12 protein-coding genes are annotated in these 13,576 nt (G+C 29.3%); 6 read left to right on the top strand and 6 right to left on the bottom strand.

The genetic code is table 11. The annotated features are described in order from the left end of the window. The first annotated feature begins 67 nt into the window (after positions 1-67). From KE631_RS00885 to KE631_RS00860, 6 genes are all read left to right on the top strand, one after another. Entirely contained in the window at positions 68-448 is a 381-nt protein-coding gene (locus tag KE631_RS00885) for a restriction endonuclease subunit S (RefSeq protein ID WP_308507125.1), read from the top strand. Positions 449-727: 279 nt separating this feature from the next. Further along, positions 728-1,324, top strand: coding sequence for a phosphate propanoyltransferase (locus KE631_RS00880; RefSeq protein WP_249291070.1), 597 nt, complete (start codon positions 728-730; stop codon positions 1,322-1,324). A gap of 305 nt (positions 1,325-1,629) precedes the next feature. Beyond that, positions 1,630-2,883, top strand: coding sequence for an HD domain-containing protein (locus KE631_RS00875; RefSeq protein ID WP_212508999.1), 1,254 nt, complete (start codon positions 1,630-1,632; stop codon positions 2,881-2,883). Positions 2,884-2,989: 106 nt separating this feature from the next. Beyond that, complete coding sequence (rsmA, locus tag KE631_RS00870) at positions 2,990-3,796, top strand: 16S rRNA (adenine(1518)-N(6)/adenine(1519)-N(6))-dimethyltransferase RsmA (protein WP_212508998.1); 807 nt, start codon at positions 2,990-2,992, stop codon at positions 3,794-3,796. Positions 3,797-4,071: 275 nt separating this feature from the next. Further along, complete coding sequence (gene spoVG / locus KE631_RS00865) at positions 4,072-4,371, top strand: septation regulator SpoVG (RefSeq protein WP_212508997.1); 300 nt, start codon at positions 4,072-4,074, stop codon at positions 4,369-4,371. 218 nt (positions 4,372-4,589) lie between these two features. After that, a complete protein-coding gene (locus tag KE631_RS00860) occupies positions 4,590-6,590 on the top strand; it encodes a heavy metal translocating P-type ATPase (RefSeq protein WP_212508996.1) in 2,001 nt (666 codons plus the stop codon). Between the two features lie 198 nt (positions 6,591-6,788). On the opposite strand, the gene KE631_RS02640 is transcribed toward KE631_RS00860, so the two are convergent. From KE631_RS02640 to acpP, 6 genes are all read right to left on the bottom strand, one after another. Further along, positions 6,789-8,249 (bottom strand): MATE family efflux transporter, encoded by a 1,461-nt coding sequence (locus KE631_RS02640; protein ID WP_212508995.1) that lies wholly within the window; start codon positions 8,247-8,249, stop codon positions 6,789-6,791. Between the two features lie 161 nt (positions 8,250-8,410). Next, on the bottom strand, positions 8,411-9,325 hold the full coding sequence (gene rsmH, locus KE631_RS00850) for a 16S rRNA (cytosine(1402)-N(4))-methyltransferase RsmH (RefSeq protein WP_212508994.1): 915 nt from the start codon (positions 9,323-9,325) through the stop codon (positions 8,411-8,413). A 169-nt stretch (positions 9,326-9,494) separates the two neighbouring features. Beyond that, entirely contained in the window at positions 9,495-9,740 is a 246-nt protein-coding gene (locus KE631_RS00845) for a DNA-directed RNA polymerase subunit omega (protein ID WP_042067559.1), read from the bottom strand. Beyond that, positions 9,721-10,359: a guanylate kinase gene (gene gmk, locus KE631_RS00840; RefSeq protein WP_212508993.1), complete on the bottom strand. Its 639-nt coding sequence runs from the start codon at positions 10,357-10,359 to the stop codon at positions 9,721-9,723. The genes KE631_RS00845 and gmk overlap by 20 nt, the downstream gene beginning before the upstream one ends. Positions 10,360-10,509: 150 nt before the next feature. Further along, positions 10,510-12,975 (bottom strand): leucine--tRNA ligase, encoded by a 2,466-nt coding sequence (gene leuS / locus KE631_RS00835; protein ID WP_212508992.1) that lies wholly within the window; start codon positions 12,973-12,975, stop codon positions 10,510-10,512. Positions 12,976-13,078: 103 nt separating this feature from the next. Continuing rightward, a complete protein-coding gene (gene acpP, locus KE631_RS00830) occupies positions 13,079-13,309 on the bottom strand; it encodes an acyl carrier protein (RefSeq protein WP_011161081.1) in 231 nt (76 codons plus the stop codon). Positions 13,310-13,576: the final 267 nt, after the last annotated feature.

Genomic DNA, 13,576 nt, shown 5'->3' with positions numbered 1-13,576 from the left:
TAATTTTAAGTCTTAAAGAGTAATTTTGAAATTAAAATATGTCTAAAAAAACGGAACACCTCATACCATAACTATAAATAGTGTAGGTAGTTGTGGTTATATTCATTTCCATACTAAACCTTTTTGGGCTACTCAAAATTTACAAATTTCAAAATCTAAAGATGATTCTTTTAATGTTTTGTATTTCTATTTTTATTTAAAACAAAAAGAAAACGAAATTCAAAAAAATTTAAAACAAGGGCACATTCCCAATTTCACCCAAAAGCTAATAAAAAAAATAAAAATAACTCTTCCCCCATTAGAAACACAAAATGAAATAGCCACTTTTTTAAATAAAACCTTAAAACAAATAGAAGAAAAAACAAATTTACTCAATTCTTTAATGAAAGATTTATTAAATAAAACTGATGAACAAAAACAATATTTATTTAATAAATTATTATTTTAACTTACAAGCCTTTTAATTAATACCTTTAAACCCCAGACTCTTTTTACAAAGGGTCTTTTTATTTGTCATTAAATAAATATAGCATAACAAAACAATAAAACAAAAAAATAAACAAATTACCTTGAATATTTCTAATAATTCATGTTATAATAAAGTAAATTACTAAAAATTATATACTATTTATGCACAAAAACTTTTTACCAATTCTTCAATAAAAAAATCAAAATATGTAGAAAATAAGAGGCATTTTATAATAAAAATGTTATAATAAAGCTGTAAATGCAAACAATGGAGGCAAACATGTATCACATTCCAATAGGAATCTCAGGAAGACACACTCACCTATCACAAGAAACACTAGATATTTTATTCGGTCAAAAAAATTATCAACTCACTTTTTTCAAACCCCTCAAACAAACAGGACAATTTGCAGCCCAAGAAAAAATTGATGTTATGAGTCCATCAGGAAAAATTCTTCCACAAGTTCGGATTTTAGGACCCACAAGAACTTTTGACCAAATAGAAATTAGTCAAAGCGATGCTTTAAGACACGGATTTACAGCTCCTGTTAGATCTTCAGGCGATATTAAAGGTTCAGGCAAAGCCACTTTAATAGGTCTCAAAGGTCAAGTAGACATTGAAGAAGGTGTTATTATTGCCAACAGACATATTCATTTATCTGCCCAAGATGCAAAAAATTTTGGCATTACTGACAAACAAATGGTAAGTATTGAAATTGAAGGCACTAAACCTGGCATCTTAAAACAAGTTTTGTGCAGAGTACACCCCGATTTTAAACTTGAATGCCACTTAGATACCGATGACGGCAGTGCTTTTTTACTTAAAAATGGCGATACTGTTAAATTACTGAAATAAATCATTAAAAGTAAAAAAATAAATAATTTTGTCAACTTAAATTCTTGCGTTATAAGGATCTTGCAACTCGCCCCAAAGACCTTATAACCTATATTTATTTTCACCCCTTAGCAAAACTAACAATATAACTAACAATTATTTTATTTTTTTATTGAACGAAAGACATAAATTTCCTTTCATTTGTGTCTTTCGCTCAATAAAAACTCTTCTTAAAAACGCAAACAACAAGAAGGAGGTAAAACGGATAAGGATAAAAATTACAAAAACTCAATAAACTTAATTAAAAATTATCCTCAATAAAATCAATGCAAACAACCAATCCATCTTTTAAAAAGTTTCTCAGATCTGAAGTTTTTCGTGACCCTATCTACGGTTATATTTATCTGGAATACGAATTGATTGAAAAATTAATTGATACTTCCGTTTTCCAAAGATTAAGACGTATAAAACAATTAAGCGGCGCTAACATCGTCTTTCATGGAGCAGAACAATCTCGTTTTACACACAGTTTAGGTGTTTATGAACTTGCAAGACGGTTTTTAAAAATTACAAATATTAAAAAACACTTTTCTGAAACCCAAAAATTAATTTTACTAGTATCTTCTTTATTACATGATATTGGACACGGTGCTTATTCTCATTCTTTTGAAACCTTATTTGACGTAAACCACGAAACGCAAAGTGCACGCATCATCAAACATAACAAAGAAATTGGAGCTTTATTAGACCAAATAAGCCTTGATTTCAAAAACGATGTAGCTAGTGTGATTGAAAAAACAAAGAAATTTCCCTTAATAGAACAAATTTTAACTAGTCAAATTGATATTGACAGACTAGATTATTTAGAACGAGATTCTTATTTTACAGGTGCCACTTATGGGCATATCGATTTAGAACGTTTAATGCGTAGCATGATAATTGAGCCTCATCCTAGCAAAAATAACGAAAAATGTATTGCCTTTAGACAAAGTGGTGTTTTTGCTATTGAAAATTATTTAATTAACCGCTATCATATGTTCTGGCAAGTTTATTATCATCCCAAAGTAAGAGCTTATAGCACTATTTTAGAAAAAATTTGTAAACGTTTATGTGATTTATTACAAAATAACTATCCTGTAGACCCATACATCCAACCTTTTTACAATTTTGTAAACAATCAAACTGACCTAGACAAATACTTAGCAATTGATGATTATTATATGAACGGTTTAATCCTACATCTTAAAAATAGTAAGGATACCATTTTAAAAAATTTATGTAATGATTTTCTCAATAGACGTATTTGGCACATTTTAGATGATAACGACCAAAACCAAGAACAAATTGCACACATTAAGCAACAATATCACAACCAAAACCGCGATTATATTAAATATTATACTTCAAGTAATGCTGCTTTCCAAAATGCTTATTCCGAAAGTAAGCCTAAATTTGAAACCAAAATTTTAATTAAATTTAAGGGAAGACTCAAAAGTCTGAAAGAAGAATCCCCCATTATTAAAAGTTTAATCAAAAGTAGTCCTAAACAAGATAATAAATTTTTTTATCGCCCTTTATAAATCCAAAACTTCCCCTATAAACCCCTCCCAAACAACTTCCCCAATTCTCAACTAACAACAAATCCCAAAAGCCAACATCCATATCAATTTTATTTAAGGAAATCAAATGCATCATACAACCAAAAAAAAATACGGTCAAAATTTTTTAACAGATGTTAATTTATTAAACAAAATTGTAACTAAGGCTTCCATCACAGACAAAAATGTTTTAGAAATTGGACCTGGCAAAGGTGCTTTAACCAAAATTATTGTCCCTCAAGCTAAACATGTTTTAGCCTATGAAATTGATGCTACTCTCAAACCTTTTTTAAATTTTGAAAATCATAACAATGTTAATATCATTTATGATGATTTTTTAAAAAGAGATTTATTAAAAGATTTTGATCATTATTTTAGTCCTAACTCTAAATTAAGTTTAATTGGTAACTTACCTTATTATATTACCTCACCTATTCTTTTTAAAATTATTGACACTCTCCAAATTAATGATGCTACTATTATGATTCAAAAAGAAGTAGGAATGCGTTTACTGGCTCAACCCAATAACAAAAATTATAACGCTTTATCTGTAATTATTCAATTTCTATTTAGTATTGAAAAAACCCAAGAAGTTAAAAGACATATGTTTTTTCCTGCACCCAAAGTAGACAGTATTGTTATTAAACTTACTAAAAATAACAACATTTGCCCTACTTTCTTGCAACAATTTATCAAGTTTGTAAAAGCTTCCTTTAAACAAAAAAGAAAAACTTTACTCAACAACTTATCTTGTCAATTTTTGTTATCCAAAGAAACCATTATTCCTTTTTTCTTACAACATCACATCCCTTTACAAATTAGAGCCGAACAGGTAACTTTAGAAACTTTTCAAAAATTAACTGTTAAATGGTTTATTTTTTTTAATATGTCATAAAATAATAAAACTTTTCATATTGAAAGTAAATCACAAAACTCATTAGGAAATGATTTTCCTTTTTTCCGATATTAAACATCAATATCAAAAAATTAAATATTAATCTTTTTTTAAATAAAAAAACCATTAAAATATTAACTGTATCCAATTATTATTTATATTTTATTTGTAATTTTTAATTTGTATCATTACACAAACCATAAATAATTAATAATAAATAACGAATAATAATTTAGCATTTAATATAAAATAAAGCAAAACTGGAGGCTTAAGAAATGAAAGTTACCAATGTAAAAATTAGAAAAATCAACGGTGAAAGTAGATTAAGAGGAGTTTCTTCAATCACTTTTGAAAACCAATTTGTAGTTAATGACATCAGAATTATAGAAGGAGAAAGAGGTATATTTATTGCTATGCCAAGTAGAAAAACTTCCAAAGGCAACTTTAGAGATATCGCTCATCCCATTAATTCAGAAACCCGTCAACTAATTGAAAATTGCATCAAAAACAAATACCAAGATTTGCTAGATAACCCTCCACAAGAAGAAGATTTTTCTCAAAATTCTGAAAATTAATAATTATTAACTTTAAAAAATTCCAGATTTTTTGGAATTTTTTTACATGTTTTGAATTCAAAACGCCATTTTATTAAAAAAATTTTGCAAATGCGAAACTAAAAACCCAAAACTAACAAACAACTCATCCATTAACACTTTTTCCAAACATACTTTACATTACTAAAATATTTACAATTATATTTATCCAAAAAAATTAAGCAAAGAGGTACAAAAATTTGTTTTGTTGCAACAATTCTTCATCCATCCACAATCACGAACACAACGATAAAAAACCATTAATTTGTTTTGTTATAGGAACATTTTTATATAGTTTATTTGCTCTATATTTGCATTCTCACAATTGCACAAACACACTAGTATTAGTTCTTGTTTCTTTGGCACTTTTATTTTTAATCGGCTATCATGTTATTTTAGAAGGCTTTATAGAAACTTGGCAAGATACTTGCAAATTTAAAAAATTCACTCCCAACATTCATATTTTAATGACTTTAGCGGCTCTGGGAGCTTTATATTTAAAAAACTACAACGACGGCATTTTATTAATTTTCATATTTTCAGGAGCTTCTTTTTTAGAAGAATACGTTGAGGCAAAAAGTCAAAAAGAAATCAAAAATCTCTTAAAGCTTCAAATAGCAGAAGCAAGATTACAAAAAGAAGACGGCAGTACTGAAATTATTCCTTCCAAACTACTCAAAATCAATGATTTAGTCTTAATTTTACCAGGCGACCAAATCCCTACTGACGGCGTCATTGTTTCGGGCAATCCCAACATTAACGAAGCTAACATTACAGGCGAAGGCATTCCTTGTGACAAAAAACCAGGCGATTTTGTCTACGGCAGCACCATTAACGGCAGCAACCATTTTGTTATGTGTGTCACAACTACTAACGAAAAGACTGTTTTTGCCCAAATTGTAAGATTAGTAAGCCAAACCCAAAACAATATTTCCAAAACTGCTACTTTAATTAAAAAAATAGAACCAATTTATGTAAAAACTGTTATGGCAACAGTTGTTGTTGTCCTTGGTCTTGCAGGAATACTACATTTTACTGAACCAAGTAATCCCAATTTCGAATTTAGCACTTGGCTACACAAAACAATGATTTTTTTAACTGTATCATCTCCATGTGCCCTAGCTGCAGCTGACATTCCTTCCACTCTTGCAGCTATTTCTAACCTCACTAAAAAAGGGATTTTATTCAAAAACGGCAGATCTTTGGAAAAAATGGCAGATATCAAAGCTTTTTCATGCGACAAAACAGGAACCCTTACCGAAGGCAAACCTCAAGTCACTGATGTTTATGTATCCCCCGAAATCTCTGAAGAAAAGTATCACAAATATTTAGATATATTATTAGGGATGGAACAAAAATCCAACCATCCTTTAGCACTAGCTATTAAAAACCATTTCCACCACAAATCTCACCTCCAAATGGAAATTACTAGCTCAGTTGGCATCGGCCTTGAAACTTTTTATCAAAACAATCATTATAAAATTGCCAAAGCTGCTGCTTTTACCCAAACTCCAATCTGTGCATCTTTACAAGCCCAAACGCAAAAATTTTTATCCGAAGGCAAAACCATCGTTTATTTTAGTTGTAATAATCACATTGTTATGGCTTTAGCTCTTTTGGATAAATTACGTCCTCAAGCTTATCATTTAATGCAATACTTCAACCATAAAAACATCTATACTGCAGTAATTACAGGAGATACCCAACAAATCGCTTACATCTTACAAAAAAAACTTCATCTCAAAGCAGCTTGGGGAGATATTCTACCTGCCTATAAACTAGAAAAAGTTCAAGAACTACAAAAAGAAAAAGGCACTACAGTAATGGTAGGTGATGGTGTCAATGATGCTCCTGCCCTTACAGCTGCTGATGTAGGAATTGCGATGCAAAACGGTACTGATGTGGCAATGGATGTAGCAGATGCAGTTTTAATGCAAAACGATTTATCAAAAATTATCTATACTCACCAAGTAGCTGTCAAACTACGCAAAATCATTTGGCAAAATATTATTTTTGCTATGGTAGTAGTTTGTATCTTGAATCTTTGTAATCTTTTTGGATACATAAATTTACCTTGGGCAGTCACTTTACATGAAGGAAGCACACTTTTAGTTATTTTCAATGGATTAAGACTTTTACAAAGTCCCAAAAACCCCAAACTAAAAGACAAAAAGAAAAAAACAAAATCTTTTAATAAATAATTTACTTTATTAACCTCATTATAAAAGACAGCACAAAGAAAAAAAACCACCCTTTTAGGGTGGTTTTTTATTTACATATTAAGATTCAAAACATAATTTAAAAAAATGTTAAATTTGGAAGTATTTTATTTGAGTATAATAAAATCTCCTATTATTAAATAATTATCAATATAAAAGTTATTACAATATATAAAATATTTAATCTTGTTCAAATGTTTTATCACGTTTTAATTTAATATAAAAAGTTGCAAAAATTAATAATGTAATGATAAAACAAATAAAATTACTAAGAAAAATACTCAAACCTACTCCCATTACACCTTGATTTAAAAAGTGTTTGGAAAAAAGAACAATAAAAAAGATACGAATTAAAGTTCTTAAAAAATTCAGATAAACCGAAGGTCCTACGCGTTTAAAAGCTAATAAAAAATTAAACATAATAATAGAACCACACGATAACCATAAGCTAGTAGTTTCAAAAAATAATAAAGTACGGAAAGCATCTTGTTCCAAACTAGGAATCTTTTCCCAAGGACTATCATGAAATAATGGCAAAATTAACTTATAACCAAAAATATTAATCAAAGAACCTATTAAAGCCAAAACACACATACAAAAAATAATTTTTTTGAATGCTTCAAAGACTCTATTAAGATTGTTATGACCTAAATTTTGAGATATAATAGCATTTTGGGAATCAGAAAAAGAGTTAAGTGCATTATAAAAGACATTATTAATAGTTACTGCTAAGGCTAAATTAGCTCCAATTTGGGAACTACTAATTCCTTGAGGATCACCGTACCATTCTTTAACAATGATACTTACAATTAATTTGCCAACACTATAAATACTAATACTAGCACAAACAGGAATAGCTAATTTAGAAAGTTTTTTCAAAAATTCTTTATCAAAACTGATTTTGGATAAAATAATACGGAAGGGATTTTTGCTGTCAAAAAATAAAAACCACAAAGCAAATAAAGTAACAATTCCGTTAGAAATCAAAGTAGCCAAAGCCAAAGAAACCATGGAAGAATTCCAATAATGAAAAAGAACAAAAGAAAAAATAATTTTAGCAGAAGCGTTTAAAATATTTAAAAAAAGAGCAATTTTGTTATTACCTTTGGCACGCTCCAAACTTAAAAAAACTGTATTTATAATGATACAAACAAGCGAAAATATAATAAGATTATAATATTTAATACCTTCATTGTTTTCAATTGCATTTTGACTAATTTTTAAAATATTAGTTGCAATGAAACTTTTAAAAACAAAAATGCATAAAAAGACCAAAATAAAGCCAGTTAAAATGGAAAGAACAAACGTTTTTGCCAAATAAAGGTGCATTTTATTAATATTATTTTGTCCATAAGCACGCCCTACTAAAATAACTCCTCCTGTGGCAATAGAAATACCAAAAGAAACAAGAATACCTTTAAATATATGTACGCGACTTACAAAGGTAAGTTGATTATCTGAAATTTGATTTCTTTTTAAAATAAAAAGATCAATAGCATCTGATGCATTTTGAAAAATCCAATAAATAATGATAGGAAAGGTAAAATAAAAAATTACTTTCCATAAGTTTCCTTCTAATAAAAATTTTCTATTTCTTTTTTCATTAATTAAAATTTGTGTTGTTGCTTTTGTTTTAACCACAAAAAACCTCCATCTAATGTTTTGGTTGGGTCAAACAACTTGAAAATATGTGTAAATAAAAGCTATAACACATATTATATTTTATCAAAATTAGAGGGGTTTTGGGAGGCAAAAGGTGATATTTAGAGGAGGCGCGCTAACTATTTCATTTATTTAGATAACTAACCATTTTTGACAGCTACCCTCAGTTTAGCAGAAATACTACGCGAATTATTTTGCATTTCTTCCTCACTTGGTAAAAAAGCTTTTTTAGTAATAATACTTAAAGGAGTTTGGGGCATAATTGTAATAGGCAATTTTTTAGGCAAAACAAAAGTACTATGTTTTTTAAAAAAACGTTTAACAATGCGGTCTTCTAACGAATGAAAACTAATAACTACTATCCTGGCATTGAGTTTTAACAAATCAAGACTTTGTTCCAAGGCTTGTTTTAAAGATTCTAATTCTTGGTTAACTTCGATACGCAATGCTTGAAATATTTTTTTAGCACTATGTCCTTTTTGGCGATTGCAAAATCGATCAGTGATGGCAACCAAATCATAAGATGTGCACAAAGGTCTTTGTTTAATAATTTCTGAGGCAACCAAAGCAGCATTTTTAACTTCACCATAAACCTTAAAAATATTTTTTAATTGTGCAAAGGAGTAGTTATTTAAAATATATTGTGCAGTAATTGTTTGATCAACATTCATTCTCATATCTAAAGGAGTGTTGTGCAAATAACTAAATCCTCTTTGGGGATTGTCAATTTGACAAGAAGATATTCCTAAATCAAATAAAATACCATCTAATTGAAAAACATTTTGTTGTGCTAATTGGGTTTTTAAATGCGAAAAGTTGCTATGAATTATTTCAATTGGCAAATGTGGGGGCAAGTTTTTTTTAGCGTTTGTGCAAGCTTCTACATCTTGGTCAAAAGAATATAAAAACCCTTGTTGCAAAAGATTTGCAATTTCTATAGTATGCCCACATTGTCCTAAAGTGGCATCTACATAAATGCCTTCGGGCTTTATCTTTAAAAAATCTATGGCTTCTTGTTTGAGAACTGAAATGTGGTTAAAATGTGTTTTATTCATGGATTTTACCTCGCTTGCAAAGTTAAAAAATGTGATTAAAAATAATAAATGGTGGAAAAATAAAAGGAAGGTGAGATGAATTGCAATTATAAAAAAAATAGTTAAATTACACAATATTATTTGTAATTTAACTTATTTTATCAATTGTGAAATGGTACCTAAATATTAATTACTTAAAGACAAATTTAACTTTATCATTAATAATTTCTTCCAAAGCTTTACCAACTACTTTATTACACACAAGTTCAGGCAATTCTTTTTTTTGAGCTTCTATCACATGAGCAGTTTTGCTTGCAATATGAACTAATTTGTATTTGGAATTAATTTGATCCAACAATTTATCAATCGAAGGATAGATCAAACCTTCCTTATTGTATTTTTTTTTATTTGGTTTACTATTGTTTTGCATAACCATTATCCTCCAATATTTTTAAATAATTACGAATACTGCGTTTCGTTTTGGCATGTTCTGCTCTAATAATTGCAATAATACGGTCAGCAGCATTATCCACTTCATCATTTACTACAATATAATCGTATTTGTGAGCTAAGTGAAACTCGTTATTGGCTTTGGCAATTCGTTTTGCAATATTTGCTTCTTGTTCAGTGCCGCGTTTTTTTAAACGATCGTAGAGAGCTTTTTTTTCAGGCGGAACCAAAAAAATAAAAACTGTGTTTGGCATACGCTTTTTTCTTAAATGAATGGCTCCTTCAACTTCAATTTCTAAAAACACTTCTTTTCCTTGTTTTAAAAAATCTTGAATTTGCTTTTTAGGAGTTCCATAATAATGATCAATAAATTTAGCCCATTCTAAAAAACAATTATTTTCAATCCCTTTTTCAAATTCTTCTTTAGTTAGAAAATGGTAATCTTTACCGTCTTGTTCACCTGGTCGCGGTTTTCTGGTAGTAGCAGAAACAGAATACACAAAATTATGATTAGTCATTTCAAACAAAGCTTTTCTCACAGTAGCTTTGCCAACTCCTGAAGGTCCTGAAAGAACTATTAAAAGTCCTTTTTTATTTAATTTCATGTTAACTTACCTTTTTTATTAAATTTTGTGAAAGTGCTTAATAATATTAGTTGTGCTTAAATAATTTTAAAAATTGAAGATTAAAATTAAAAGTGGTTTTGATTAAAATACACAATTGCCACCAAAAATTAATATTGATGTTAATATTAATTAATTAACAATAATATTTAATAATTTATTGGGAATATAAATCATATTTTGAATGTTTTTATGGCATACAAACTTATTAACTTTTGCATCTTGCAAAGCTAGAGTTTTAATTTGTTCTGAAGACAAATCACAAGGAAGTTCCAAAACAGCTCTTAATTTACTATTTACTTGCACAATAATTTTTACTTGCAGTTGTTCTAAATGAGTTTTATCATGCAAAGGCCAAGTGAAAGCAACTAGTTGGTTGTTATTTTTCAAAATAGTTTGATTAATTTCTTCTGTCAAGTGAGGAGCAATCGGATTTAATAGTTGCAAAAAGGTCTGTGCTTGTTTTTTGCCTATTTTTTGATGTTTATAAACTTGATTGACAAAAATCATTAATTGACTAATAACTTTATTGAATTTCAATTTTTCATAATCTTGGGTTGTTTGAAAAATGGTTTGATGATAAATAGCGTTTAGAGAAGTTTCAAAATCATTTGGCATTGCAAAAGAAAACATTTGATAAACTCTATTTAAAAAACGTTGTATTCCTTTGAAACCTTTTTCACACCAACTTTTAATATCTTCTAACGGACCCATAAACATGATATAAATTCGCAGTACATCAGCGCCGTAGCGTGCAAGCATTAAAGAAGAACTTACGCCGTTGCCTTTGGATTTAGACATTTTAGTGTGATCATTTCCCAAAATAATACCTTGATTAACTAATTTTTGAAAAGGTTCTTTGGTAGAAACTAAACCCAGATCGTATAAAAACTTATGCCAAAAACGTGCATAAAGTAAATGACCAACAGCGTGTTCTGTTCCTCCAATGTATAAGTCTACTGGCAAATAATAGTCAAGTAGTTCTTTTGCTTTGGTGGTATTTAATGGGATTAGACCCAAATAATTTTTCAAAATATAGCCAATATAGTACCAAGAACTACCTGCAAGTTGTGGCATAGTGTTAGAATCTCTGCGATATTTTTTGCCATCTTTTTCAAAATATAACCAAAAATGGGCTTTGGAGAGAGGCGATTCGCCTGTGCCTGATGGTTTAATTTGTTCCAAAAAAGGAAGTTCTATGGGCAAGTTTGCGTCGCTATCAGTATAAATTTTATTGTTGGTGTCATCATAATAAATGGGGAAGGGTTCTGCCCAATATCGTTGGCGCGAAAAGACCCAATCACGCAATTTATAAGTATAATGAGAGTACCCGTGATTATTTTTTTCTAAAAATTGCAACATTTTAGTTTTGGCTTGTTCGTTATTAAGACCATTTAAAAAATCACTATTGATTTGGATGCCTTCTCCCGTATAAGCTTCAGTTAAGGGAGGGTTGGTTTGGTTGGCGGTAGGATTTTCCAAATCAGAAGACGGGGGAGTTATAACTTGAATCATTTTTAGACCATGTTTTTGAGCAAACTCAAAATCTCTTTGATCATGACAAGGAACAGACATTAAAGCACCTGTGCCATAATGAGGAAGGACATAATCAGCAATCCAGATAGGAATTTTGGTTTTATTGCAAGGATTAATTGCAAAACTACCCGTAAAAACACCTGTTTTGTCTTTATTGATGTCTCTTTCTAAGTCTTTTTTTTGTTTGGTTAATTCCAAATAATTGTTAACTGCTTGTTGGTATTCGGGTTTGGTGAGTTGTAAGGCTAATTCGTGTTCGGGCGCTATTACTAAAAAAGTTACACCAAAAAGAGTATCAGGGCGAGTAGTGAAAGTTTTTAAAGTTATTTTTTGGTCAGAAACTGGAAAAGAGACGATGGCACCTTGATTTTTGCCAATCCAATTAGCTTGCATTTCTTTCACATTTAAAGGCCAATTAACTAAATTAAGGTCGTCTAAAAGTCTGTCTGCATATTGAGTTATTTTTAAAACCCATTGTTTCATCTTTTTTTTAACAACTGGATGATTGCCTCTTTCAGAAAACATCCCTTTTTCATTAGAAATTACTTCTTCATTAGCAAGCACTGTTCCTAAATTAGGGCAAAAATTTACTTCTGTATTTTTGAGAACTGCTAGTCCTTTTTCGTAAAGTTTTTTAAAAATCCATTGAGTCCAGGCATAAAAATAAGGATCTGAGGTGGCAAGTTCTCTATCCCAATCAACACTTTTACCAATACTTTGAATTTGTTTTTTAAAATTATTGATGTTTTCATAAGTAAAAGTTCGGGGGGGGTTGCCTGTTTGCAAAGCATATTGTTCGGCAGGCAGCCCAAATGAATCCCAACCAAAAGGATGCAAAACATTAAAACCTTGCATGCGTTTGAACCTACTCATAATATCGCTTGCAGTATAACCTTCAATATGGCCTACATGAAGCCCTTCAGAAGAAGGATAAGGAAACATATCAAGACAATAAAATTTCTTTTGTGAAAAGTTATCTTGAGTTTTGAAAACCTTATTTTGTTGCCAATAAAGTTGCCATTTATGTTCTATTTGTTTAAAATCATAAATTAATTTTGTCATACTCGAAAACCTTCTATATTTGTTTTAACTTTTATAATGTGTTATAATGTGGGAATAAATTTAAATTAATTGTGAAAATGATTAAAAAAGAAAATTAGTTAGTTTAAGGGGTGTTTTTGGTGATGTAAAAAACGATATCTTGAACAGTTTTAAAATTTTGTAAAGTTGCATCACTAATGTTGATTTGAAATGTTTTTTCTACTTCCATAACTAGTTCTAAAGCGTCTAGCGAATCAAGTCCTAAATCTTCTTTAAAACGAGTGTCTAAAGTAATTGTAGAAGCGTCTAAAGATAATTGGGTGGCAATTAAAGCTTTAATTTTTTCAAAAACCATTTTTTTATTTCTCCTTCAAAAAAGCAATAATTGCTTAATAATATTATACTAAAAAAATCTTTTTTTAATTGTTGCATTTGCCAAAATAAAAACAAAAGTAAATTATTTGCTTGTGGTTTGGTGTGTAAGTTTGCAAAATAAGGTGGTCTGAAATGAATTTATTTTGATTGTAAGTTATAAAAAGGTGCCTATTTACAAGAAACAAACTAAAATATTTTATTCAAATAATTTAGTTTGCCAATGAGAAATTATTTAATTTTGGAAGTG

Source organism: 'Santalum album' aster yellows phytoplasma, from assembly GCF_018283495.1.
Classification (GTDB): Bacteria; Bacillota_I; Bacilli_A; order Acholeplasmatales; family Acholeplasmataceae; genus Phytoplasma; species Phytoplasma asteris.
Note: the sequence above shows the minus strand (reverse complement) of the source record. Positions and strands in the feature narration are given on the sequence as shown.